The sequence below is a fragment of the Natrinema salaciae genome, from assembly GCF_900110865.1.
GTDB classification, from domain to species: domain Archaea; phylum Halobacteriota; class Halobacteria; order Halobacteriales; family Natrialbaceae; genus Natrinema; species Natrinema salaciae.
The window spans coordinates 256,770-282,384 of sequence record NZ_FOFD01000001.1 but is presented as its reverse complement, the minus strand read 5'-3'; the positions used below and the strand labels follow the sequence as shown (position 1 = coordinate 282,384).

The window sequence follows — 25,615 nt, the reverse complement described above, 5'->3', positions numbered from 1 at the left end:
CCAGCCGCCGGGTCGGACGACAGCGATCGCGGCCGCGAGTCGGCGGTGGCCGCGTCCGATCGGTGGCGCGTCCGGCCGGGCCCCGGAACGGCGAGTCGACGAATCTACCGCCGTCACGGAGCTGTGACCCAACGACGAAGATACCGACCGTTTCGGGACGCCGCGCTGGCCACCGACTGACCCCGCTCGCTATCGACTTCGACCGGCGCTGCGCTCCCGGCGATCCGCCGGGGACTCGAGCCGTCGTTTCGGAAACGGGACCCGATCGACCGGCGGCGGAACCTGCCGTTCGACGGCGAACTCCCCGTCCGACCGGAGCGGCGTCTCCGGCTGGGGACGCCCGGACGACGGGCCGGGAGAGACGCGTCGAGAGCGATCGGCACCGGTCTAGAATCGTGACGTATCAGCTTCTCACGGGGCGAGAATCGGCAGAAAGAGGACTCGTACGATGGAGACGAACCGAGACGGTCACCGAAACCGCGACCGAATCACTGTTTGCGCGCGTTGTACTGGATGTCGACTGCCGCGTCGCCGAGGAGCGTGAAGTCCTCGACGTCGCCCTCGAACCAGTAGGCGTCGAGCCAGCCGCCGACGCCGCCGCGGACCGTCGTGTCCTCGAGGACGTCCCCGTCGTCGATCGACGCGTCTCGGTACTCCGACTTGATGACCTTCCCGTCCACGCGGAACGAGTACGTGCTCGGACCGGAGGCGTCGGTTCCGTCGATCACGAGCGCGTGGCGGAGCAGCTCGGGGTCGCCGTACTCGTCGAGGTCGACCTCCTCGCCGTCGACCGTCACCGTGGCCTTGCCGCCGGTCATCGTGATGTCGGTCAGCGCGCCGGAGAACCGGAACCGGAGGGTGTCGCTGGTGACGGTGCTCTGCACCGTCGAGCCCGAGATCGTCGTCGCCTCGTCTTCCGGTCTATCGTCGCCGTCGAACTCGATCGTGCCGTCGACCGTGATCTCGAAGCCGACCGGGACGCCGGGACCTCGCACCTCGAGTTCGTGGGGGAGATCGACGCCGAAGTCCGATGGGTCGACCTGTTCACCGTTGACGGAGACGGTTCCGGGGCCGTCGAGGGTCATTTCCTCGATCTCGCCGCTGTAGCGGAAGGCGTCCTTCCAGTCGGCGACGACGCCGTGGACGGTCCCGTCCTCGATGACGTCCTCGTCGTCGATCGACGCGCCGTCGTACCCGCTCCGCTCGGCCTCGCCGCTGACGGTGAATTCGTAGCGAGTCACGTCCTCGGGGCTCCCGTCGACGAGCACGACGTCCTGTAGCACGTCGTCGATGTCGTCGGGATCGATTTCGACGCCGTTGACGCGGACGGTCGCGTCGCCGTCGACCGTCAGGCGCTCGAGTTGGCCGTCGAAGCGGAACGCGTCGAGGTAGTCGGCGACGGTCCCGCTGGCGCGGTCGCCGTCGACCGACGCGGCCGCGTCGATCGTCGCACCTTCGTCGGTGCTGGCCTCGACCGCCTCGCTCACGACGAACTCGTAGCTCGTGGTGTCGGCGGTGCCGTTCCCGTCGAAGACGATCGTGTTCGCGAGCGACGGCTCCTCGGTGTCGTCGCTCGACTCGTCCTGCGGGGGCACGTCGGTGTTCGAACTGCCGCCTGCGGCCGCCTCGGGAGAGGTCGGCACGCCGTCGGGGACGGAGTGGTCGGGAGTCCCGCTGGTGCTGACGTTCGCGCCCTCGGTGTATCCTCCGGAGCCGGACATGTTGTAGCCGGTGTGACGAGTGTCCTCGACGGACGTGTTGGAGCCGCTGCGGCCGAAGATCGCGTCGCCGCCGGCGTACGGACCGCCGTCGAGGTCACAGCCGATGACCTCCTGGTCGCCCCAGCCCCAGAACGGGCGACCGGTGTATCGGCCGTTCCCGTCGTTGTACGCGACGCTATCGATTACCTTCCCGCCGTCGGAGACGCGAAGCGAGGCGACGTAGTTGTTCTTCCCGAAGCAGTTCTCGATCGTGACCGTCCCGGGCGTGTCGTAGGCCGCCGCGCTGGCGTAGATCCCGTTGTTCGGCCAGTCTTCGGTGTAGACGTTGCGAATGTCGAGGTGGCCGCTGTGGTCGCGGTGGACGAAAATACCACACTGCCCGTGGGAGCTGTAGGTACTCGGCCGAACGCAGCCGTCACCGAGGTAGACGTTCTCGATCGTGCTCGTTCCACCGGAGTCGTCGCGAGCGACGATCGCGTTGTGGTCGTGATCGTGAACGCCCCGGAATCCGACGTTCCGGATCGTCCAGTTCGTCGCGTTCGCGATGATGGTAAACCAGTTCCCGTTCGAGAAATCGATAATCTTGTTTTCGAATACCTCGCCGTCGTCGAGGAAGTAATTGCTGTTGTCTGCTTCGATGACTTCGTACTCCTCGCCGGCGGCGCTCGCAGCACCGGTGGCGGTCGCCGCGACCGTCGCCGTGCCGGCCAGTTTCAGATACGATCGTCGGTCGAGTAATGAGCTATTACTCCCGTCAGCAGCGTTTTCAGCGCTGTTATCACGGGAATCACCGTCATCCGATACCGGAAAGTCGCGTGCCATGCATTCAGGTAACTCCTACTTACTGGCATAAGCTTTCCGCCTTAAAATCCATAAAATAAACTGATTATCGCTTTTTCGTGACTATCTTTCGAGAACTCATCGAATCTATCCCAGTACTTTTTATTCTAATCGGCGTGCGTTCTACGCCGGAACGTATCCGACGAAACGAAGAACCGCGAGGTAAGAGCCAATTACCCGCGACCGACTCCGTCCGCATCGGTACTCGAGCCGGGCGACTCAGGCGATGTCGATCGACTCCCGGCGGTCGAAGACGATCTCGACGGCTGCCGTTCGCTCGTGCATTCGAGACGTGTAGGTACTGGCGGCACCGAACCGCCAGTCCAACTCGAGGCGGTGGAGATAGACGCTCGGCAGGTAGAGTTCGAACGTTCGATACGGCAGCCCGAGGTCGTCGCAGTACTGCCGGACGATCGATCGCGCACGGTCGGCGTACTCGGTGTCGTCACAGAAGACGCGCTCGAACCCGGTTTCGAAGTCGTCGAACGTTCGCGTCGCCGTGTCGAGTGCGAAGAACCCGGCGTCGATTATCGGCGAGGCGTCGGTCGCGCCGTACTCCCAGTCGATGACGCCCGTCACCTCGCCGTCGTGTGCGTGCACGTTTCCGGCGAGGTAATCGCCGTGAACGGGTGTCTCGAACGTCTCGACGGGCTCGTTCACCGCCGGCGGCTCGATCCCGGTCGGCTCGAACCGGAGCTCGTCGCGGACGGCGGCCGGCGATCGCTCGACGAATTCGCCGCCGAACTGTCGCTGGAACTCGGTCAGCCACTCGAACCCGATTCGGAGCACGCGGTCGAACGAGTCGAGATCGCCGTCCAGCTCGGCCGCGAGCGGAGTCCCCGGAACGGGTTCCTCGCGCCGGGCCGGCCCGAACCCGGTTTCGACCGTGGTTCCCGCCGGCAACGTCTCCACGATCGGCGCGTCGCTCGACCGAAGCCGGTCGACGATCGAGTGCTCCCTGTCGGTCAGCGAGACGTGGTCGTTCCGGTTCGGAATCTTCCACACGCCGTCGACGCCGTCGCTCGAGGTCTCGAGCACGACGGACCGCGAGCGACCCGAAATCAGCAGCGGATCCGACGCGTCGAACGGTGCCGGCGACGCGTCGGCGCTACTGCGGCAGACCGCGAGGTAGCTCGGGTAGGCGCGTCGGAGCAGGCCGGTCTTCCCGCCGATCGAGACGAACGGCTTCGCGACCTGCGCGAGGCGGCCGCGCTCCGCGAGCACGATCTCGGAGAGCTTCCGGACCGCGTGCTCGCTCTCGACGTCGAAGACGTACAGCGGTCGCGTCGCCGTGGGGAACAGCGAATACAGGGCGACGTCGTCGAACGCGAGGCCGGCCGCGGACAGCAGCGACCGATACCCGTCGGGAGTGCCGCGGAGCGCGCCGCGGAGGTCGCGCCCCGAGGCCGGTCCGTCGGCCGACGAACCCAGTCCGCCCGACAGTCCCAGCCGAGTCGTCGCACCGTCGGCCAGAAAGAGCAGCGTCCCGTCGTCGGCGAGCAGGTCGCCCAGTAGACCGAGCCGCGGAACCAGCGTCTGGGGCCGCCGACCGGTGAAGTCGGCCACGATCGTGTCGAACGAGCCGTCGGCGAACGGCAGCCGATCCTCGGTCGTGTGAATCGGGACGACGCGGTCGCCGCTCTCGAAGTCGTCGCGGGCCGCCGCGATGCGGATCGACGACAGGGACGGCTCGATGGCGTAGACCGTCTCTGCGAGTTCAGCCAGGAGCATGGATCGACGGCCGAACCCGGCGTTGACGTCCAGACACCGCCCCCGGATCTCCTCGGCGGCAAACGTCCGCCACGCGTCGCGTCCGCTCCCGTACAGCGCCGAGAGCAGCTGCGAGTGATCGGCCTCGTCCTCGCGCAACGTGGCCGTCGCGTCCCGGATCGACGTCCGCTCGGTCCGGACCGCGATCGGCTCGAGCAGGTCGGCATCGAACGGGCGCCGCGACCGGTCGGGCGGCGTCGTGGCCGAGCGAAGCGAGAGGATGCCGTTTCGAATCCGCCCCTCGAACGCGCAGTGGCGACACTCGAGCGGGCGAACGGAGAGCGGGCTCGAGCAGTCCGGGCAGACGAACAGTTCCGACCCCGCGGCGCGGGATCGTTCGAACTCGGTTTCGAGTGGTGTCTGTGACATGGATCAGAGCATTGCGGCGAGTCGGTTGATGTCCAGCAGTCCCGTGAGAATCGAAAGCGAACTCCAGACGGCGACGCCGAGGCCGACGACCAGCGCCAGCGACAGGAAGCCGTCGACGAAGTCGACGGTGGCGAAGACGACCATCGCCATCACGCCCGTGACAGCGACGGTTCGGGAGATGTGCCGGGCGAGGTACCCGATCCGAAGCTCGAACTCCTGGTGGATGATGTAGACGTTCGCGAACGTGTACAGCGAGTACGTGATCACCGTCGCCACCGCGGCCCCAACGACGCCCATCGTCGGAATGAGGAGCACGTTGAGGACGACGTTCAGGCCGGCGGTGACGCCCTTGACGATGGCGCGTTCGCGTGCGCGACCGAGGAAGTCCAGTCCGTTACTGGTGATCTTCGTGATCGCTTGCAGGACCGCGTACAGGCCCAGAATCTGGAGGACGGGGACGGCTCCCGCGTACTCGTCGCCGAACACCAGATCGAGGGTCGGCTCGGCGACGAGGATGACGCCGGCCGCGACGGGAATGTAGAGGAGCAGCGAGTTTGTCAGCGCGGTCTCGTAGATACGAGCGGCACGTTCGACGTTCCCGTCGGCCTTCTGTGCGCCGAAGGTCGGCGAGAGCGTGAAGCCGAGCGCGGTGACCGGCGTCTCGACGAACTGGACGATCTGCTTGCTGAGGACGTAGTAGGAGACGGCGACCGGGGTCATGAAGTAGCCGACGAGGATCGTATCGACCTGTTTGTCGAGCACGTTCGCCGTACTCGTGGCGGTCAGCGGGATCGAGTACTCCCCGATCCGGCGCCGGAGGCCGTCGACGGCCGCGGCCGATCCCTCGTGTTCCCGGTAGAACCGCACGTAGATCACGACCAGTCCGCCAATGGCCGTAATCGCGAGGCTCAGAATGTACCCGACGAACGCGCCGATTCCACCGAACCCGAGCAGCACGAGTCCGACCGCGAACACGAGCCGGCAGCCGCGGTTGATCGCGTGCAGCGTCGCGGCGGTCTCGATCTCCTCGAGGCCCTGCAACATCAGCCGAGCGTACGCCGAGAGCGCCTCGAAGATCAGGTACAGCGCACCGAGCAACAGAAACGGCGTCAGCCCGGGCTCGTCGAGCACGGCGGCGATACCGCGGTGACCGACGACGACGGCGGCGACGACGATCGCGATCGCCGCCAGATTGAACGATAGCGACGTCCGGAAGATGTGGGGCAGTTGTCCCGGGTCTTTCTCCTTGTACTCCGCGACGTAGCGCGACCCGGACTTCGCGATCCCGAGCTTGGTGAAGATCCCGATCGCTGTGAAGACCGAGATGGCCAGAAACAGCAGGCCGTACTCGTCGGGGCCGAGTAGCCGTGCCAGCAAGACCATCAACAGGCCGCTCGAGAGCATCGCGACGATTCGGCCGAGGAACTCGGCCTTGAATCGCGAGGTGAGACGCGCAGCGAGAGTCATCGCTCCTCGTCCGCGGTTTCGGCCGGGAGCGCGTCCGTCCCGATTCGTCTCGATCCGACCGCACACGTCTCGGTCGGTCTCGTCCCGGTCGGCGACCGTTCGACCGGTTCATCCGGATGCTGTCCACCACCTGTGGCGTATCTGATTGTCAGCGACGACCCTTCCATGGGAGCAGGTTGGTGAACCGGTAGTCGTATTGCCGTTTGGTTATTTCACGCCTATTCACCCTTCAGGGGGCGCTGAAAGACGCAGAAACTGGTAGTTCACTCGTCCCGACCCGAACGGCCGGTATCCGTCCGGTATCAAGGTGCTTCCTCGAGTCGAGGGTCGAACTCGGCTTCCGTTTCGGATTCCACTCGAGTGAGAACGGTACGAGAGGGCGGTGCTGTGGCTGGGAGCCGTGTGGCGAGACGAGAGGACGGATCGTGTACGGAACGGCTCCCGCGCAGGGAACAGCTGCTGGCACGCGACTGTTCCGGTACCGGATGACGGTCGTCGGGAGCCAGTCGACCGTACGTAATCACCCAATAAAAACCTTCTCAGCGGACGGACAGGAACCGACGTCGCGACTGCGAGCGACGCCGCTCGAGAATCGCGTCCGGGAGTCGAGAACGGGACGAAAACGGAGACCGTCGGTCACGTACTGACGCCGCCGTCGCAGACGCGCGCTCACTCGATTCGGGACAGTTTGCCGTCGACGTTGCGTTCCTGGGAACGGTTTCGGACGACGTGTGCGGTCGAGAGACAGAAGAAAGCGGCGACGACGACGCCCGCGAGCGCGGCGAGTGGGATGGCCGACAGCATCGGCACGCCGAGAACTGCCGCGCCGAGGAGGGCAGCGCCGACGGCGCTGAGCGCGGCGTACCACCGATCCCACCGGTCCTGTCGGTGGGTATCCGTATCGAGGTACATCATCAGGAGGTCGGCGTTGTCCGAAAGCGAGATCAGCCCGCGGTCCTGATCGTACTCGACGATACCGGCGTCGTCCATCTTCGGCAGATGGGTCTGATAGAGGGCGACGTAGACGCGTTTGCGCTGGTCGGAGCTGAGCGCGTTGACCTCGGTGTCGTTCTCCCAGGCCGCGATCTGTTCCGCCAGTTCACCGAGCGTTACCGTTTCGTCGGCTTCCAGCAAGTACGCGAGAACTTCCCGGCGACGGCGATTCTTTAAGAGCTCGAAAATGACGTCCTTCGACAGACGTTCGTCCTCGTCGGCGTCGGTGACCGAGGCGATCTCGTCGGGCAGCGACGTATCGATCGAGGACATTATCGGGACCCTCCGGTCGTAGAGACCCCATTCGAGCGTGGCACGCCCCTGAATCGATACCCCGTACCACCGGAGCATCGGCTCGACGGCGACCGCTGTACGTTCGAACGGCGAGTCGAAATCACGATTGACACACCAAGTTGTACACCAACAGAGATACTCTTAAACACGACCACGTTTCGCACCGTCTGCAAAGCGGGTACGGAACGGCTTCTCGACGGCCGCGTGGCGGCGGCCGATCGCCGTCGCAGCGGGCGCTCGCGTCCGGCCTCGAGTCCGATCGGTATCAGTCGATTGTCGGGATATATCGACGGCGTACGGGAGGGCGGTCCGGAGCGCGGCGAGCCCCGAGTTCGAGTTGGTTGACTGGATAACGACACGGCGGTCGTACTGAACGTTCGATCCAACCGATATAAATATAAGCGGCAGTTCACACACGAACGACTGATTTACGCGATGAACGAGTGATTTACGTCGGCGATTCGCCGCAACGATCACCGCGATTCATGTCCCATGTGCACATTTGTCATTCTGGGTCGGAACGACCGAGCGGCGGTCGTTTGACCCGGACACGACCGATGGGACACGGTCTCGACGCGACCGACGGGTCTGTTCGCTCGAGGCAGCCGGCGGTCGCGTCGTTCGTCTACCTTCTCGCTTCGGCCGACGGCAGCAGGGTCGGCTGTGGGCCGCGATCGGTCCGACGTATCGGTCCACTGACTGGCTATCGGCGAGGTAGTAAGTCGGAGTTTCCCGCGAAACCATGTGAACCCCTTACAGTGACGGCATGACTTCCTCCGGTACTGATGACGCGGTCTATAATCGATCAACACAGCAGCGAATCACAGTCGGAGGAGGTTGACGCTGATCTGTGTCCCGACTGCGAGACTGACACGATCGTCCACGACCCGGACCGCGGTGAACAGGTCTGTGAAGAGTGTGGGCTCGTCCTTACCGAAGAGCCCATCGATTACGGACCGGAATGGCGGGCCTTCAACGCACAAGAGCACGACGAGCTGTCCCGCGTCGGTGCGCCGCTGACCCAGTCGATGCACGACCGGGGGCTGACGACGACTATCGACTGGCGCAACAAGGATGCCAACGGCCACTCGATGTCGGCCGACAAACACGGCCAGCTCCATCGACTTCGCGTCTGGCAGGAACGAATCCGGACGAAAAACGCGGGCGAACGCAACCTCAAGTACGCCCTCTCCGAGATCGACCGGATGGTGAGCGCGCTCGGCGTCCCCAAGCCGGTCAAGGAGACCGCGAGCGTCATCTACCGACAGGCGCTCGAGCGGGACCTCATCCGCGGCCGATCGATCGAGGGCGTCGCGACCAGCGCCCTCTACACCGCGTGCCGGAAGGAGGATATTCCCCGCAGTCTCGAGGAAGTGACGTCCGTTTCGCGCGTCGATCAGCGCGAGATCGGGCGGACGTACCGATACATCGCGGACGAACTGGACATCAACCTGGAGCCGACGAATCCCCGGCAGTTCGTCCCGCGCTTCTGTTCGGAACTGGACGTCGACAAGGACGTCGAGACCAAGGCCATCGAGATCATCGATCGGACGACCGAGCAGGGACTGCACTCGGGCAAGTCACCGACCGGGTTCGCCGCCGCCGCCATCTACGCCGCCGGACTGCTCTGCGACGAGACGATCCCGCAGCGAGCCGTCGCCGATACCGCACAGACGACCGTCGTCACCGTCCGAAACCGGTACCGCGAGCAGCTCGAGGCGATCGATCAGCAGCCTGCTACATGATCGACCGCTCCTCCTCGGTGGAGTCACCGGTGTAGAGGTTCTCGTCTGCCAACGCGTGGAGGTTCGCGTAGGGGACGAACGCGATGAACTCGTCGTCACCGTCGTAGAGCTCGACGCCGTTCTCGATGTGGTCGTACCGGTCGCATTCGATCTGTCCCTCCGGGAGGATTGCGCGGTACATACTGGAATGCCATGCGATCCAGTCAAATATAGCTATCCGGACGCGAGGGGACGGCCCCGCTCGGTCGCCGGGCGCGGACCCGGATTCGAGCGGCCGGCTGACGGCGAACGAAATCGGTTTACCCGCACCCCCGTTACGACTCGGCAGTGACCGACGACCGTTCTTCGACATCCTCCGACGAACAGCGGAGCCGACCACCGGAGTCGGCCGACGCCGGCGAGGCGGGCGACCGCGGCGAAGCGACCGCCGACGACGCGTTCACGATCGCCGACTTCCACGACGCCAGCCAGCGGGAGGGGCGGCCGGTGCTGACCGCCGCGGCCGTCTCCCGCGCCCTCGAGCTCTCCCACGAGGAGGCGACCGAGCGGCTCGAGGCCCTCGCCGAGCGCGGCGACCTCGAGCGCCACGCCGTCTCGACCGATCCCGTGGTCTGGTACCCCGCCGAACTCGAGGACCTCACCGACCGCGAGCGGGTGGTCGTCTTCCCGAAGCGACGGGAGATCGTCGTCGATCGACCCGACCAGTTCACCCGCGCGCAGCTCTCGCAGTTCGCGCACCTCGCCGACGCCAACGGCGAGCAGGGCTACCGCTACGTCGTCCGACCGGCGGACGTCTGGGGGACGCCACACGACTCCGTCGACGACCTCGCGCGGACGATGCGGCAGGCGCTGGGCCAGCGCTCCGACGCGCTCGAGGACTGGGTCCAGAGCCAGTGGGAGCGCGCCCACCAGTTCCGGCTCGTCACTCACGAGGACGGCTACACCGTGCTCGAGGCCCAGAGCCCGGAAATCATGGGGAACGTCGCCCGGCAGAAACTCGACGAGGAACACGTCCACGCGCCGATCTCCGAGACCGAAGACTGGGTTCGGGAGGGGGCGGAGGCCGCGATCAAGCGGCTCCTCTACGAGGCCGGCTATCCGGTCCAGGACCACCGCGAACTCGAGTCCGGGGAGGAACTACCGATCGACCTGCGGGTCAGCCTGCGGGACTACCAGCGGACCTGGGTCGATCGCTTCGCCGAGGCCGGCGAGGGCGTCTTCGTCGGGCCGCCGGGCAGCGGGAAGACGGTCGCCGCGACCGGTGCGATGGCCCACGTCGAGGGCGAGACCCTCGTGCTAGTGCCGAGTCGCGACCTCGCGGGACAGTGGGCCGACGCGATCGCGGAGTACACCTCGCTCGAGCCCCACCAGATCGGCCAGTACCACGGCGGGCAGAAGAACGTGCGGCCGGTGACGATCGCCACGTACCAGATCGCCGGCATGGACCGGCACCGGTCGCTGTTCGACGACCGCGAGTGGGGGCTGGTGATCTTCGACGAGTGCCAGCACGTCCCCTCGGACGTGTACCGGCGGAGTACGCACCTCCAGTCCAAACACCGCCTGGGGCTCAGCGCCAGCCCCATCCGGGAAGACGACCGCCAGACCGAGATCTTCACCCTCGTCGGCCCGCCGATCGGCACCGACTGGGAGGCCCTGTTCGACGCCGGGCACGTCGCCGAACCCGAACTCGAGATCCGGTACGTGCCGTGGGGCGACGACGAACAGGCGAACGCCTACGGCTCGGCCGACGGGCAGGAGAAGTATCGGATCGCCGCCCGCAATCGGGGCAAGATCGACGAGGTGCGATACCTGCTGTCGGCCCACCCCGATTCGAAGGCGCTCGTCTTCGTCGACTACCTGGAGCAGGGTCGAGAGCTCTCCGACGCCCTCGACGTCCCGTTCCTCAGCGGCGAGACACCCCACCACGAGCGCCGACGGCTGCTCGAGGAGTTCCGGCGGGATGAACGCGATCTGTTGCTCATCTCTCGCGTCGGCGACGAGGGGATCGACCTGCCGACCGCGGATCTGGCGATCGTCGCCTCCGGGCTTGGCGGCTCGCGACGGCAGGGCACCCAGCGAGCGGGGCGAACCATGCGGCCGGCCGGCGGCGCGCTGGTCTACGTCCTCGCGACGCGGGGGACGCGGGAGGAGGATTTCGCCCGGCGACGGCTCCAGCACCTCGGTCGCAAGGGGATGACGGTCCGCGAGCGGACGGTCGACCGCGAGGACGATCGGAGCAACTGACAGTCGGTGAACACCCGATCGATGCGGTCGCGATCGGTGACCCGTTTCAGCGACTCCGACAACCGACCTCCGCTCTCGGCGGCACGTCCCGGTCGACGCGGTCGACGCTGTCGACGCTGTCGACGTTGTCGACGCCGACGCCAGCCTCGAGTTCGCGTCTCGCGAGCGCGTCGGGTGGGTCGTCGTCGACGGGCGCGTCGAGTTCGACGCGGACGCGGAGGTCAACGATCGTATCGTTGAGTCCGGGCGAAATCCGCCGCACGTCGGCGTCGGCGATCGCGTCGACAGTCTCGATTCGCTTCACGATTCGAACTGCGCCGTCGGCGAGGTCACCGGTCGCGCCGAGCGGGACGCGCACGGTGAGCGTCGCGACGACGACACTGGGTTGTCGATCCATATGCCCCCGTCGAGAATCGAACTCGACGTTCGGGCCGCGGCCCGCGTGTTGGCCAGTACACCACGGGGGAGCGTGGCTCCCCGCGCCGTCGCGATCCCGCCGGCCGGTCGCCGAACTCACCTGGCAGGCGGAGGGGACGTCCCGAAAACCAGCCCGGTTGGCCATCCGGCCGAGCAGCGATCTACGCGGCGCGGACGGAGCCGATGCCGACCGGATTCGACCGAAGCGACCGGTTCGGATTCCGTCCACGAGCGCCGTCTCCGCCGCCGCGCCCGGAACCGGGCGCGGTCGCGGACGCGACGATCCACTTCGCGACCGGAGCGCGGCCGGCGAAGCGAATCTGGAGTGTGGTCGGAATCATCGGTCGGCGAACACCGATATCATTCGTCCGGGATGACATAACTGTTCTTCGGGTGTGGTTATCAATACCACGGCCTGCGGCCGGCTCGAGCACGACCTCGCTCGATAGCGACTCGGCTGCCGTGACGGGGCCAATATTCAAGGTCGCGTGTTCGAACTGTACTGATACCATGAACGAGTCGCAGGCGGTCGAGGTGGTGACTCGGTGAGCGACGACTCCCAGCAGCGCCAGATCCGCGTCGGCGAGACGGCCGACGGTGCCGACCTGAGACTGCCCGTGGTCGAACTGCTCACCGGGCGCGGGTTCGTCACCGGCAAGTCCGGTTCGGGGAAGTCGAACACCGCGTCGGTCATCGCCGAGGAACTGCTCGAGGCCGGCTATCCGCTCCTCATCGTCGACACGGACGGGGAGTACTACGGGCTCAAAGAGGAGTACGAGATGCTCCACGCCGGGGCGGACGAGGAGTGCGACATCCAGATCGGGCCGGAGCACGCCGAGCAGATGGCCTCGCTCGCGCTCGAGGAGAACGTCCCCGTCATTCTCGACGTCTCCGGCTACCTCGACGAGGACGTGGCCGACGAGTTGCTCAGAAAGATCGCCCGCCAGCTGTTCGTCAAGGAAAAGAAGCTCAAGAAGCCGTTTCTGCTGGTCGTCGAGGAGGTCCACGAGTATATTCCGGAGGGCGGCGGCGTCGGCGAGACCGGGAACCTGCTGATCAAGATCAGCAAGCGCGGCCGCAAACACGGCCTCGGGATTCTCGGTATCAGCCAGCGGCCGGCCGACGTCAAGAAGGACTTCATCACGCAGGCCAACTGGCTCGTCTGGCACCGCCTGACCTGGGACAACGACACGAAGGTCGTCGGGCGAATCATCGACACCGAGTACTCGGAGCTCGTCTCGGAGCTCGACGACGGACAGGCCTTCGTCCAGACGGACTGGACCGAAGTCGACGTCCGGAAGATCCAGTTCCGCCGGAAGCGAACCTTCGACGCCGGTGCGACGCCCGGCCTCGACGACTTCGAGCGGCCCGAACTCAAGTCCGTCTCCGACGCGCTGGTCGGCGATCTCCAGGAGATCTCCGAGCGCAAGGACCGGGAACGGGACCGGATCAACGAGCTCGAGGCCGAACTCGAGAAGAAGGAGACGCGGATCGAGACCCTGGAGGACGAGCTGTCCTCGGCCCGGGACGTCTCGAGCGCGGCCAGACAGATGGCCGACGCCCTGCAGAACACGGAGACGGTCCAGTCGCAGCTGCCCGGCTCCGACGAGGACCTGCGCCGGCTCCACGAGGAGATCGCCGACCTCGAGGCCGAGCGCGACGAGCTACGGGAGACGCTCGACGCACGCGACGACCGGATCGAGGCCCTCGAAGCGGCGCTCGAGTCCCGGACGGCGACGCTGAAACGAATCCGATCGGAGAACGACCAGTTGCGCGACGTCGTCCGCGAACTCCAGCGCGAGCAGCCCTACGCCGAGCGCGGCGGTGACGAGGGAGACGACGACGGGGCGTCCGGCGACGCCGAGACGCCGATCGTCCAGGCGGGCGGTGACGACATCGAATTCGGATACACGTCCGTCGACGAGGGCGACGCGGGGGAGGAAGCGGCGGCGGAGCCGGGATTCGTCGTCGCCGACGAGGAACGCGATATCGAGGAGCTTCTCGACGTCCCGTGGGTCGGTGATCGAGTTGCTCGCGCGTGCGATGGATCGCAGTGTTCGGTGGAAACCGCCGAAGCGATTCTGGCCGTGTTCGCGACGGACGGCCACCTCCGAACGGAGACCGTCGCCGCCCGGGTCGAGCGGTCGCGGGTCGCGGTCCAGAGTCTCCTGTCGGAGCTCCGAACGGCGGACCTTCTCGAGCGCTCGGGCGAACGGACGTACGCGTTACACGCGGACGTTCGGGCGGCGCTGTCTGACTCGGCGGCCGAACGCGACGCGAACCGGGCGGACTGAGTCGCGTTCGGGCCCCGACCGCGCTCGGCTACCGTCGAAGGCGGTCGCCGACCGCCTCGATCGACGAGGGGTCAATCCCCTGGTGAACCGGCAGCCCGACGACCTCCTGTGAGTATCGGATCGCGGTCTCGTACGCGTCGCTCTCGCGAACGGACTCGCGGAGTATCGGCCAGGTGTGAGCGCCGACGACGCCGCAGTCCTCGAGTTCCGCGAGGAACGCCGCCGGCTCGCTCGCGCGGACGGGGAACTCGTAGGGACTGATCCCCGCCGGCAGCGCCTCGTAGAACGGCGACAGGTCGTCGCGGCTGTCGAGCACGCGCCGCCAGGCCCGAAAGTTCTCCCGGCGCGCGGTCCGGATCCCGACCAGGTCGGCGGCGTCGACGACGATCCCGGAAATCTTCGACATGGGGGTTTTGGCCGCCTCGTATCGGCCGACCGGATCCACGGACCACGAGTCGTCGGGCCCGTCGTCGAGCAACGCCTCGACCGATTGATGAAGCGACTGACTGGTCTCGAGGACGGACTCGGCCAGCGAGGTGACCACGAACCGGCAGTCGGTCGCGGCGACGCGGTCCGATCTGCCGGCCAGCGACGACGGGACGAACCGCTCGCGGAGTTCCTCGTCGGCACAGTAGAGTAACGCGCCGTCAGGGACCGGGAGCAGTTTCCGCAGGGTCGTGATCCCGAGGTCGCCGTGGGTCCCCAGCAGCGTTCCGTCGTGGACGCTGAGCGGCGAGTGGGCGTTGTCGTCGATGTGGTAACAGTCGTACTCGTCGGTCAGGGCGGCGAGTCGCTCGAGGCCGGGCTGTGGGAAGCCGAAGTAGTTGACCGACATGATGGCGACGGTGTCGTCGTCGATCCGGTCCTCGAGATCGGCGAAGTCCGGCGCGAGCGACTCGTCGATGGCGTAGAACCGCGACTCGAGCCCGAGTTCGTAGAGCGGTTCGACGACGGCGGGCGAGAGATAGGATGGGACGATGACGTTCCCGCCAGCGTCGACGACGCCGGCGAGGCCGTCCCGGAGCGCGACCTTCCCGGCGCCGTAGTAAGTGGTCCGCACGTCGGGGGCGTGTCGGTCGACGAACGCGTCGATACCCGTCCCCGACCGCGAGAACGAGGTGTCGAACACGGAAGGGGTTGCACTGATCATCGTTCGGATCCGCGCGAGGAATTTATCGGTGGCGCGACGGTCATCGACGTGAGAGGGCACCGAGCGACCCCTTAGTGATAGGGGTGATACCGGGCGCCGACCGCGAGTCAACAACTCCTTACACGCCCCGGCTGCTGGTGACAGTCACACCATCTGAACCGCTATCCCAACCGTACAGCCGCCAGCACGAGCTTACAGTCGGCCAGCGGTTACATAACAAAGCACGGGCGAACGGACAACGCGTCTATGGCAGGTTCGACTGACGAAGGGAACCTTCGTCTGCTCGTCGTTGGGCTGGATGCCGGCTGTCGGCCGGTGCTCGAGCCGCTGTTCGAGTCGGACGAGCTTCCGACGCTCGAGCGGCTGTTCGAAGCGGGGACTGCGGGACCGCTCGAGTCCCAGATTCCGCCGTGGACCGCGAGCGCGTGGCCGTCTCTCTACACCGGCAAGAACCCGGGCAAGCACGGCGTCTACGATTTTCTCTCGTTCGATGGCTACGACTGGGACGTGGTCAACGCGACCCACGTCCGGGAGCGGCCGGTCTGGGAGCTGTTAAGCGACCGCGGGTTCACGAGCGTCGTCGTCAACGTGCCCGTGACCCATCCCGCACGGGAGTTCGACGGCGCGTTGATCCCCGGGCTGACCGCCCCGGAGGACCCGAGCTGTCACCCGGAGGGGGTCCTCGAGGACGTGAAGCTGGCGTGTGGCGGCGACTACTGGCTCTACCCCCAGAGCGGGCCGAAGCCGGACCGGTCGATCGAGGGGTACGAACGGACGGTCGAGCTCCGGGGATCGGCGTTTCGCTATCTCGCCCGGCGGTTCGACCCAGAGTTCGGGTTCGTCCAGTTCCAGCAGACCGACTCGGTGTTCCACGAGCGACCCGGCGACAAGCGGGCGATCGAGGCGGTTTACCGCGAGGTCGACCGACAGCTCGCGGAAACGCTCGAGCGGACCAACCCCGAAAACGTCCTGATCGTCAGCGACCACGGCATGGGGAAAGTGACCGGCGACGAGTTCCGAGTAAACGAGTTCCTCCGGGACGAGGGGTACGTGACCGGCCGGAGCGGCGGCGCGGGGATGCCGAACTGGTCGCGGTCCTGGGAGAACGACCTCCTCGAGGGTGCCGAGGCCGGCGATCACGAGCCGAGCCCGCTCGAGCGGGCGATGAACCTCGCCGCGACCGTCGGGCTCACGACCCAGCGCATCGCGGGAGCGCTCGACCGCGTCGGCCTGAAGGAGCCGATCGGCAGACGCGTGCCCAACGATATGATCCGCGCGGCGAGCGAGCAGGTCGACTTTCCGGAATCGCGAGCGTACGTCCGCTCGAAGAGCGAACTCGGCGTCCGGATCAATCTCGAGGGCCGCGAGCCCGACGGACGGGTCCCAACCGGGGCGTACGAGACCGTTCGCGAGGAGCTCATCGAGGCGCTATCGGCCGTTCGAACGCCCGAGGGCGACCCGATGTTCGAGGCGGTCGAGCCCAGGGAGACCTACTTCGAGGGACCGCACGTCGACGAGGCACCCGACATCGTGACGGTTCCCGCCGGTTTCGACAACGCGATCGTCGCCGACCTCGGGAAGCCGCGGTTCGGCGAGCCGATGGAGCCCTGGAACCACAAACCGACCGGCGTCGTCGCCGCCACCGGACCGGCCTTCGACCACGCCGCCTCGCTCGAGGACGCGACGATATTCGACGTGGCACCGACGATCTGCTCGCTGTTCGACGTGCCGATCGACGAGGCGATGGACGGCGAGCCGCTCCCGATCGTCGACGGGAGCGAGGAGCGGGCGTACCCGGCGTACGATCCAACCCCGATCACGGCGACCGACGACGAAGTCGTCGAAGACCGACTCTCCGACCTCGGGTACCTATGAGTATCGACATACGCACCCTCGACCCGCGAACCGACGCCGACGAGTGGAACAGATACGTCGACCGATCCGACGGCGCGAACCCGTTCTTCCGGGCCGAGGCGCTCCGGTTGCAGGCCGAGGACACCGGCACCACGCTGCACTTGCTCGCGGGATTCAAAGGGCAGGAACCGGTCGGGATCTTTCCCGTCTTCGAGTACACCAGGGGACCGGTCACCGGGGCCTTTTCGCCGGCTCCCCACTCGTGGGTGAGTTACCTCGGTCCCGCGCTGCTCAACGTCGGCAAGCTCAAACAGCGGAAGGCGGATCGCCGGATCAAGCGGTTCGTCGAGGGCTGTCTCGAGTGGATCGACGACGAACTGTCGCCGCTGTACAGCAAGTTCGTCACCGCGGGGTTCGACGACATCCGTCCGTTCGCCTGGAACGACCACGACGTCGAACTCGGCTACACGTACATCGTCGACCTCGAGGGGTCCGAAGACGAGCTGTTGAAGCGGTTCAGCAGCGACGCGCGGAGCAACATCCGCAACGCCGACGAGGACGACTACGTGATCGAGGAGGGCGACACCGACGACGTCGAACGCATCGTCGACAAGGTCCGAGAGCGCTACGAGAGCCAGGGCCGGCCGTTCCAGTTGAGCACCAGCTTCGCCCGGTCGCTGCACGAGACCCTCCCCGACGGAGCGCTCCGGCCGTACGTCTGCCGCGTCGACGGCGAGTTCCTCGGTGGCATTCTGGTCGTCGAGTCCGATCGGACGCGGTACCGGTGGCAGGGCGGCGTCAAGCCGGACGTCGACGTCGACATCGCGATCAACGACCTGCTGGACTGGCACGTCATGCGCGACGGCCTCCACGGCGATATCGACGAGTACGACCTCGTCGGAGCCGGCGTCCCCAGCATCAACCGGTACAAGGCGAAGTTCAACCCGCGCCTCGAGCTCCACTACGAGATCACGGCCGGCGCGTTCGGGATCGACCTCCTGGTCGATCAGTATCAGAAACACCGGTAGCGCGTCACGGATTCTCCGCGTCGTTCGTATCGGACAGCGGACAGGTGTGCGTCTCGAGTCGCACTCCAGACGCGGACGATCTTCGCGGAGAAAAACGGATCGGCCGTCGCACACCCCCGCTCTTCTCACTCGGAACCGGACTCGAGCCCCTCGAGAACACCGCCGGAAACCGGACAGCCACAGGGGCTCGCTTCGTGGGTCGTCGGGCCGTAGCTCACGACCAGCGCGACGGGCGTCTCACAGCGCGGGCACTGGACCGGCCGTCGGCGGATCGCCGAGCGGTTCGACGCGATGGAGTCGGCCTCAAGCGTCAGTTCGTCGGCGGCCGACGGCTCGTCACCGGGAACGGAGTCGTCGTCGCTCATCCGTCCCTCCGCGTTCGGCCGCCGGTCGGCCGTCGGCGCGGCCGCTCGAGTCGCGTCCGCGTTCGGGTGCGATACTGTCGTCGTGCGAGACGTTTATGTCTCGGTAGGAGTAAGCGAAACATGGCTTGCAAACGGGTCGCGTTTGGAAGCCAGCCTCGGGTGGTCACAGCACCCGGGGCATTTCGACGCATGCCCTCACTGGAGCCGGCTTCCGGCTAAATATTCTAGCGTATATACCTTATACCTAATGGAAATTGTGCGATGACAAGCGCCGCGTCTCTCGAAACCGACGACGCGCTCGTCTCGTCCACACCCGTCCGCATCCGCTCGGTCGGCCCATCGCCGCGGCTCCCGGCCCCGTCTCTGCGGATCGATGCCGCTCGAGAACGGACGGAGATCAACGCGAGGGCGTCGCCGCCGCGAGGGAGGTCGCCGGTTACTCGCCGATTCGGTACTTCGACTGCCGGGCGTCCTCGAGACAGGCGCGGCTGGTCACGAGTCCGTGGTCCTCGAGTTTCCCCAGCGCGTAGCGGACGGTCCGCGGGCAGAGCCGGGATTCGGTCGCGATCCCCTCCTGAGTCAGCGGCGCTTCGTACTCGAGGACCTTGTAGACGAGTTTCGCGCTGGGCGGGAGGTCGCCGAGCGAGTCGTCGTCGGTCGCGGTGCCGGCCATGTCGGTTGCGGTATCGGCTGTGTCGGTCGCGGTGTCGGCCCCGTCGTCGGTTTGCTCCGCTTCGGCGGCCTCGGTATCCGGTTCCGTCGTGCTCATGGGTCCCACTCGTTGCGTTCGTCGGTCACTGCGCTCGAGGGGGCGAGCCGCGGCGTGCGGGGCGATGCGCCACCGTCGATCGCGGCGCGCCAGCCGAAACCCGACGCGTCGACCGGCCGCGCGGCGATTCCGTCGCCTCCCGGATCGTGGGGGTCGAACGGGAACTGTCGCTGTGTCCGTAGCATTCTCACTCGAGCGTATCCGCGTGAGTCACATATACGGCCCCGACAGTTCAAATCGACAGGGAGCAACTAACGACGGATCGGACCCGCGTCGTCGCCGCTCCGTCGCGGGTAGTGCCATCGAACGCTGCCTCGACGGGCGACCGACGCGACGACGGCGGGGCCGGGCTGCCAGCACACCGACGGTAACCCGTGCATAGTAAGGCGACCGCCGCCATCAGGTGGAACCATGTTCGGAACCAGCGGTATTCGCGGTCGGGTCGGCGACGAGGTGACGGCGGAGCTGGCGCTGTCGGTCGGTCGAGCGGTCGCCTCGGAGGGACACGATCGGGTCGTCGTCGGTCGCGACGTCCGCGAGAGCGGCTCCATGCTCGTCGACGCGATCGGCGCGGGACTGCGCGAGTGCGGCGCGGACGTTGTCACGGTCGGCGTCGAGTCGACGCCGACGATCGCTCGAGCGATCGCCCACCTCGACGCCGACGCGGGGGTCGTGGTGACCGCCTCGCACAACCCGGCGGAAGACAACGGGATCAAACTCTGGACCCCGTCGGGGAAGGCCTTCGGGCCCGAGAAGCGCAAGGCGATCGAGCGACGGGTCCGCGAGGACGACTTCGAGCTGGCCGCGTGGGACGGCGTCGGCGACCGAACCGGTCGCGATGGCGTGCGGGACCACCACGCCGACGCGCTCCGGAAGGCGGTCTCGCTCGAGCGGTCCCCGAGCGTCGTCGTGGACGTCGGCAACGGTGCCGGCGGCATCACGGCGGCGGTGCTCGACGACCTCGGCTGTCGGGTCCGCACCCTCAACGGGCAGCGGGACGGCTCCTTCCCCGGCCGACCGAGCGAACCGACCGAAGAGACCCTCGAGACGCTCTCGACGCTGGTCGCGGGGACGGACGCCGAGCTCGGGATCGCCCACGACGGCGACGCCGATCGCATGGTGGCGGTCGACGAAACCGGAACGTTCGTCCCGAAAGACGCGTTGCTCGCGCTGTTCGCTCGAGCGGCGGCGGGGGAGGGGGACCGCGTCGCCGCCCCCGTCGATACGAGTCTCGCCGTCGACGACGCGCTGGCGGCGGTCGGGGCGTCGCTGACTCGGACGCGGGTCGGGGACGTCTACGTCGCGGAGCGGACGACCGAGTCCGACGTCGTCTTCGGCGGCGAGCCGAGCGGTGCCTGGATCTGGCCCGAGGAGACCCGTTGTCCGGACGGCCCGCTCGCGGCCTGTAAACTGGTCGAACTGGTCGCCGGGCGGGGGGCGCTGGCGGCACTCGTCGCGGAGATCGAAGGGTATCCGATTCGGCGAACGTCGATCGAAGTCGAAGACAAGCGGGCCGTCATGGCCGAGGTCAGCGAACGCGTGAGCGAACGATACGACGATATCGACACGCTCGACGGCGTCAGAGTCGGGACCGAAGCCGGGTGGTTTCTGCTCCGTGCGAGCGGCACGCAGCCGTTGATCCGGGTTACCGCGGAGGCGAGATCGGCGTCAGACGCCGACGAGTTGTTCGAGACCGCACGGACGATGGTTTCCGAGACCGTTGGGACGGACGCCTGAGACGACGTCGCGGATCCAGTCGAGCGGATCCGTCGGGGGAGCGGCGCGTGAACGCGTCCGTCGGGGCGGGGTGCAGTGTGGCCAACCTGCTATCTGACTTCCTTGGGAATGAAATCGGACGTCTTCATTTCACGGTACGTCGCACAGTCGGGACAGGCGTGGACGACGTCGCGGTTGTCGCCGAAGACGCGGGCGAACTGGCGAGTCACCTGATTGCCACAGTTGACACAGCGGGGGGCAGTCGTTTGCTGGCCGGACGTCATGGGCGTCCACTTCGCGGATGGATCCGTCGACATCAACAACCCGTAGCCACAGAACGGTATTTACTATGGGCCGCATAATCGAACCGACGCGCGGTAGTCGGATATTTCGGTCGCGATTAACACGTTCCAAAGACAGTCAGCCTCTCGAGAGTGTCGGCGGCTCGTCGGGGAGAAATACGATATTTCGCGGCGGTAATAGATGTTTAACGGGGTCGAACGCCCGGCGGTTCGGCCGCGCCGACTGCCGCCTACTGTGATCGACGACCGGCACCGCGGACGGCCGGTCGAACCGGAGCGAGTTCGGCGACGGTCGCGACGCCGACCCCACCCGCGGCGGGCCGGGCGGGCGACGGATCGGTCGCCGCCGACCGGTCGGTGTAACAGCCGTATAATTATTCGGCGAATCGAGGTACGTCGTCGTGATGAAAGCGATCGTTCTCGCAGCAGGTGAAGGCACGCGGATCAGACCGCTCTCCGAGTCCCGCCCGAAGCCGATGCTTCCCGTCGGCGACCGACCGCTCGCCGCACACGCGGTCGACGCCGCCGTCGACGCCGGGGCCGACGAGATCGTCCTCGTCGTCGGCTACGAGAGTGAGACGGTCCGGGAGTACTTCGGTGCCGAACGCCGGGGCGTGCCGGTCTCGTACGCCGTCCAGACCGAGCAGGCGGGGACGGCCCACGCCGTCGACAGCGCCCGCGACCACATCGACGGCCCGTTCGCCGTCCTGAACGGCGACAACCTGTACGATCCGGCCGCGATCGACCGCCTGTTCGCCGAGTGTCCGGCGGTCTGTGCCGCCACGGTGGCGTCCCCCAGTAACTACGGCGTCCTCAGCACGACCGACGGCACCGTCACCGACATCGTCGAGAAGCCCGACGATCCACCGACGACCCTCGCGAACGCCGGCGCGTACGCCTTCCCCGCCGAGGCCCGGGAGTGGCTCGAGGTTCCGCAGAGCGATCGAGGTGAACGCGAGATCACGGACGTGCTCGCGCGGCTCGTCGAGCGGTACGCGGTCACCCCCGTGACGCTCGAGCGGTGGCTCGACGTCGGTCGCCCCTGGGAGCTGCTCGACGCGAACGAGTGGAAGCTCGGCGAACTCGAGCGGCGGCTCGACGGCGACGTGAGCGATGCGGCCCACCTCGAGGGACGCGTGGTCGTCGAAGACGGGGCGACGGTGCGGCCGGGCGTCGTGATCGAGGGGCCGGTACTGATTCGGGAGGGAGCGACCGTCGGGCCGAACGCATCCGTTCGCGGGGCGACGCTGATCGGTGCGGACGTCTCGATCGGAACTGGCGCTGACGTGAAAAACAGCGTCCTCTCGCGGGGCACGTCGGTCGGGAAGCTCTCGTCGGTCGCGGAGAGCGTCCTCGGGCGGAACGTCGACATCGGGGCGGGGACGAACGTGGCGACCCGTCGGCGCGACGACGCCGAGGTCGAGGTCACCGTCAAAGGCGAGCGACGCTCGACGGGCCGACGAACGTTCGGCGTCGTCGCCGGTGACGAGGTCCGGACGGGCGTCGACGCGACGCTGACGCCGGGCCTGAAGCTCGACACCGGTGTGACGACGGAGCCCGGCGAAACGGTCGAACGGGACCGATAACCGCGACGCCGTCCGACGAGTGTCGCGCTCTCGAGCGGCGACCGGTCCAGTCAACGAGGCGAGATACCGTAGTGATCAGGTGTGGCCTTTATACTATGTCGAACACCTAGTCTAACTGGAGGGTATCGGTCGATACCCGCGAGTCCGGTGACGAAGTCTCCGCGACTCGATCGCACAGTGACCCTCCACGTTCGATTCCGACATCGGTCGAGTACGGGTCGCCACTACCGATGCCGTGCGGATACGAGGCTACGGGGGTGGTCTCGCGTCCTGCGGCCTCGAGGACCCCTACTCGGGTCCGATCGTTCGTGCCAGAATTTTACACGACCCCGATAGCCGCCGGTTCGTCGCGATTCACGGCGCAAACGGCCGCCTGCCGAGACCGTCGACGGCCTACTCGACCGTGACGCTCTTGGCCAGGTTCCGCGGTTTGTCGATCGGGCGACCGAGGAGGTCCGCGGCGTAGTAGGAGACGAGCTGGAGCTGGACGTTCGCGAGCAGCCCCGCGAGTTCGGGGTCGGTGTCGGGAATCGCGAGGTGCTCGTCGGCGGTTTCGACGGCCGGGTGGCCGTCGGGACAGACCGCGATCACGGGCGCGCCGCGGGTCTGTGCCTCCTCCGCGTTTTTCAGCGTCTTCTCGTCTTCCTGTCCGGTGAAGATGGCGAACACCGGCGTCTCGGGCGTGACGAGCGCCAGCGGCCCGTGTTTGAGCTCACCGGAGGCGAAGCCTTCGGCGTGTTCGTACGTGATCTCCTTGAACTTCAGCGCGCCCTCGAGCGCCACGGGGAATCCGAGGCCGCGGCCGATGAAGAAGTACGACTGGCTGTCGCGGTACCGCTCGGCGATCGTCTCGGCGTCCGACTCGTCGAGCAACGCGTCGATGTCGGTGGGCATCGACTCGAGGGCCGGCAACAGCGACTCGAGGTCGGCCGGCGGCCCGTTCCGCAGGTCGCCGGCGATGCGCTGGCCCAGCAGCGCGAGCATGACGGCCTGCGAGGAGAACGTCTTCGTCGCGGCGACGCCGATCTCCGGCCCGGCGCGGATGAAGAGGGTGTCGTCGGCCTCGCGGGCGGCCGTCGACCCGACGACGTTCGTCACCGTGAGCGTGCGAGCGCCCTCGGCGTCGGCCCGCCGGAGCGCGTTGAGGGTGTCGGCCGTTTCGCCGCTCTGGGTGACCGCGATCACCAGGGTGTCGTCGTCGATCGGCGGCGCGGAGACGCTGTACTCGTTGGCCAGAAGCGCCGTCGACTGCACCCCCGCCTGGTTCAGCGTGAGCGAGCCGTACAGCGCGGCGTGATACGAGGTCCCGCAGGCGACGAACTGGACGCTGTCGACGTTCTCGAAGGTCCCGGGTTCGAAGTCGGAGAGCGCGATCCGTTCGGTCGTGGAATCGACCCGACCCTCGATCGCCTGGGCCAGCGACGTCGGCTGCTCGTTGATCTCCTTGAGCATGAAGTGGTCGTACTCGCCCTTGCCCGCCTGCTCGGGGTCCCATTCCACCGTCTCGGACGGCCGCGTGATCGGGTTACCCTCGAGGTCGGTGAACTCGACGCCATCCTCGTCGACGACGACGACGTCCCCGTCTTCGAGGTAGACGACGCTGTCGGTGTACTCGAGGAACGCCGGCACGTCGCTCGCGAGGAAGTACTCGCCGTCCTCCATGCCGACGACGAGCGGGGAGCCCTGCCGGGCCGCGTAGAGGACGTGCTCGCCGGAGACCATCGCGGTGACGGCGTAGCTGCCCTCGAGTTCGTCGATCGCTCGCCGGAACGCCGTCTCGCTGTCGCATCCCGCGTCGAGGTGGTACTGGACGAGGTGCGGGATGACCTCGGTGTCGGTGTCGCTCGTGAACTCGTAGCCGGTCGCCGCCAGCCGCTCCCTGAGTTCGGCGTAGTTCTCGATGATCCCGTTGTGGACGACCGCGACGTCCTCGCTCTCGTCCGTGTGGGGGTGGGCGTTCGCGTCGGTCGGCGGCCCGTGGGTGCTCCAGCGAGTGTGTCCGATCCCGACCTCGCCGTGGAGCGGTTCGCCGATCGAGTCTTTCAGCTCTTCGACCTTCCCGGAGCGTTTTTGCACGTCGATCCCGGAGCCGTTCTGGACTGCGACGCCGGCCGAGTCGTAGCCGCGGTACTCGAGGTTCTCCAGGCCCGTCAGCAACGGTTCGAGCGCGTTTCCGTCGCCGACGCGACCGATGATTCCACACATCGGCTACTCACCGATCGGCGGGCCGTTCGGTGCGGTCGTGCGGCCCGGTCACGGTTTCGGTTTCCGCCGACGCGCCGTCGGCTCGACTGTTCCCCGAGAGCGGTGAGAGACACGGCCTGATGTACTGCTGATCCATAGCGGGTGTTCGAGATGGCGGACGGTACGCAACCATGAGCGGAATGCAAACCTCCCGAACCCATTACTATAGACGGACTACTGAACGCTGTAGCCCTCGGGTACTCAGCCGCTGGCCGCCGACGATCGTTGGCTCGCGTCCCGCGGCCCGACTCCCGTTGGCTCCGTCTTCGAAAACGAACCCTCGATTAGTGCCGCTGTATCGTCGGTTTTCCACAGACACGCGGATCTGGCGGAAAAGTACGCCGAACGAACAGTCGACCCGCGCTCGAGTACGGAGCGCCGAACGGCCCGTATCGGCAGCCAACCGCCGGTAGGGTACGTCAACGAGTGATCGTGAGCGCGTCGTCC

20 protein-coding genes and 1 tRNA gene are annotated in these 25,615 nt (G+C 66.9%); 7 read left to right on the top strand and 14 right to left on the bottom strand.

The genetic code is table 11. The features are described from left to right. Positions 1-488: 488 nt before the first annotated feature. The 4 genes from BMX07_RS01415 to BMX07_RS01400 all read right to left on the bottom strand — a co-directional run bounded on the left by BMX07_RS01415 (position 489) and on the right by BMX07_RS01400 (position 7,433). A complete protein-coding gene (locus BMX07_RS01415; protein ID WP_090612444.1) occupies positions 489-2,543 on the bottom strand; it encodes a hypothetical protein in 2,055 nt (684 codons plus the stop codon). A gap of 237 nt (positions 2,544-2,780) precedes the next feature. Further along, entirely contained in the window at positions 2,781-4,700 is a 1,920-nt protein-coding gene (locus tag BMX07_RS01410) for a phosphotransferase (protein WP_090612440.1), read from the bottom strand. Between the two features lie 3 nt (positions 4,701-4,703). Next, complete coding sequence (locus BMX07_RS01405) at positions 4,704-6,167, bottom strand: flippase (protein WP_090612435.1); 1,464 nt, start codon at positions 6,165-6,167, stop codon at positions 4,704-4,706. A gap of 669 nt (positions 6,168-6,836) precedes the next feature. Continuing rightward, positions 6,837-7,433: a DUF7344 domain-containing protein gene (locus BMX07_RS01400; RefSeq protein WP_090614754.1), complete on the bottom strand. Its 597-nt coding sequence runs from the start codon at positions 7,431-7,433 to the stop codon at positions 6,837-6,839. An 806-nt stretch (positions 7,434-8,239) separates the two neighbouring features. Here BMX07_RS01400 and BMX07_RS01395 point away from each other — a divergent pair. Next, the gene (locus BMX07_RS01395; protein ID WP_090612431.1) at positions 8,240-9,199 is read left to right on the top strand and encodes a transcription initiation factor IIB; all 960 of its coding nucleotides are present in this window, start codon (positions 8,240-8,242) and stop codon (positions 9,197-9,199) included. Here the strand turns inward: BMX07_RS01395 and BMX07_RS01390 are convergent. Continuing rightward, positions 9,192-9,380 (bottom strand): hypothetical protein, encoded by a 189-nt coding sequence (locus BMX07_RS01390; protein WP_090612426.1) that lies wholly within the window; start codon positions 9,378-9,380, stop codon positions 9,192-9,194. The genes BMX07_RS01395 and BMX07_RS01390 overlap by 8 nt on opposite strands. A 146-nt stretch (positions 9,381-9,526) precedes the next feature. Between BMX07_RS01390 and BMX07_RS01385 the strand changes: the two genes are divergently transcribed. Beyond that, positions 9,527-11,443 carry a DEAD/DEAH box helicase gene (locus BMX07_RS01385; protein ID WP_090612423.1) on the top strand — a complete coding sequence of 639 codons (1,917 nt, stop codon included), beginning with the start codon at positions 9,527-9,529 and terminating at the stop codon, positions 11,441-11,443. 46 nt (positions 11,444-11,489) lie between these two features. Here BMX07_RS01385 and BMX07_RS01380 read toward each other — a convergent pair whose 3' ends face one another. From BMX07_RS01380 to BMX07_RS01370, 3 genes are all read right to left on the bottom strand, one after another. Then, positions 11,490-11,840 carry a hypothetical protein gene (locus BMX07_RS01380; protein ID WP_090612419.1) on the bottom strand — a complete coding sequence of 117 codons (351 nt, stop codon included), beginning with the start codon at positions 11,838-11,840 and terminating at the stop codon, positions 11,490-11,492. Between the two features lies 1 nt (position 11,841). Beyond that, a tRNA-OTHER gene (locus BMX07_RS01375) sits at positions 11,842-11,910 on the bottom strand. A gap of 111 nt (positions 11,911-12,021) precedes the next feature. Next, on the bottom strand, positions 12,022-12,201 hold the full coding sequence (locus BMX07_RS01370; protein ID WP_090612415.1) for a hypothetical protein: 180 nt from the start codon (positions 12,199-12,201) through the stop codon (positions 12,022-12,024). 204 nt (positions 12,202-12,405) lie between these two features. On the opposite strand from BMX07_RS01370, the gene BMX07_RS01365 reads away from it, so the two are divergent. After that, positions 12,406-14,154, top strand: a complete 1,749-nt coding sequence (locus tag BMX07_RS01365; protein ID WP_090612410.1) for a helicase HerA domain-containing protein — start codon at positions 12,406-12,408, stop codon at positions 14,152-14,154. A gap of 28 nt (positions 14,155-14,182) precedes the next feature. Here the strand turns inward: BMX07_RS01365 and BMX07_RS01360 are convergent, their stop codons facing one another. Beyond that, the gene (locus tag BMX07_RS01360) at positions 14,183-15,304 is read right to left on the bottom strand and encodes a DegT/DnrJ/EryC1/StrS family aminotransferase (protein ID WP_090612406.1); all 1,122 of its coding nucleotides are present in this window, start codon (positions 15,302-15,304) and stop codon (positions 14,183-14,185) included. 246 nt (positions 15,305-15,550) lie between these two features. On the opposite strand from BMX07_RS01360, the gene BMX07_RS01355 reads away from it, so the two are divergent. Further along, complete coding sequence (locus BMX07_RS01355) at positions 15,551-17,179, top strand: alkaline phosphatase family protein (RefSeq protein ID WP_090612402.1); 1,629 nt, start codon at positions 15,551-15,553, stop codon at positions 17,177-17,179. Beyond that, positions 17,176-18,186, top strand: a complete 1,011-nt coding sequence (locus BMX07_RS01350; protein WP_090612398.1) for a lipid II:glycine glycyltransferase FemX — start codon at positions 17,176-17,178, stop codon at positions 18,184-18,186. The genes BMX07_RS01355 and BMX07_RS01350 overlap by 4 nt, the downstream gene beginning before the upstream one ends. 125 nt (positions 18,187-18,311) lie before the next feature. Here the strand turns inward: BMX07_RS01350 and BMX07_RS01345 are convergent, their stop codons facing one another. From BMX07_RS01345 to BMX07_RS01335, 3 genes are all read right to left on the bottom strand, one after another. After that, positions 18,312-18,551, bottom strand: a complete 240-nt coding sequence (locus BMX07_RS01345; RefSeq protein WP_090612394.1) for a hypothetical protein — start codon at positions 18,549-18,551, stop codon at positions 18,312-18,314. 436 nt (positions 18,552-18,987) lie between these two features. After that, positions 18,988-19,224: a MarR family transcriptional regulator gene (locus tag BMX07_RS01340; protein ID WP_245742053.1), complete on the bottom strand. Its 237-nt coding sequence runs from the start codon at positions 19,222-19,224 to the stop codon at positions 18,988-18,990. 92 nt (positions 19,225-19,316) lie between these two features. Further along, on the bottom strand, positions 19,317-19,505 hold the full coding sequence (locus tag BMX07_RS01335) for a hypothetical protein (protein ID WP_090612387.1): 189 nt from the start codon (positions 19,503-19,505) through the stop codon (positions 19,317-19,319). A 226-nt stretch (positions 19,506-19,731) separates the two neighbouring features. Here BMX07_RS01335 and glmM point away from each other — a divergent pair, with 226 nt between their 5' ends. Continuing rightward, positions 19,732-21,057: a phosphoglucosamine mutase gene (glmM, locus tag BMX07_RS01330; protein ID WP_090612383.1), complete on the top strand. Its 1,326-nt coding sequence runs from the start codon at positions 19,732-19,734 to the stop codon at positions 21,055-21,057. A gap of 89 nt (positions 21,058-21,146) precedes the next feature. Here the strand turns inward: glmM and BMX07_RS01325 are convergent, their stop codons facing one another. After that, positions 21,147-21,353 (bottom strand): DUF7563 family protein, encoded by a 207-nt coding sequence (locus BMX07_RS01325; RefSeq protein ID WP_090612379.1) that lies wholly within the window; start codon positions 21,351-21,353, stop codon positions 21,147-21,149. A 389-nt stretch (positions 21,354-21,742) separates the two neighbouring features. Between BMX07_RS01325 and glmU the strand changes: the two genes are divergently transcribed. Beyond that, entirely contained in the window at positions 21,743-22,924 is a 1,182-nt protein-coding gene (gene glmU, locus BMX07_RS01320) for a bifunctional sugar-1-phosphate nucleotidylyltransferase/acetyltransferase (RefSeq protein WP_090612376.1), read from the top strand. Between the two features lie 393 nt (positions 22,925-23,317). On the opposite strand, the gene glmS is transcribed toward glmU, so the two are convergent. Beyond that, positions 23,318-25,129: a glutamine--fructose-6-phosphate transaminase (isomerizing) gene (gene glmS, locus BMX07_RS01315; protein WP_090612372.1), complete on the bottom strand. Its 1,812-nt coding sequence runs from the start codon at positions 25,127-25,129 to the stop codon at positions 23,318-23,320. Positions 25,130-25,615: the final 486 nt, after the last annotated feature.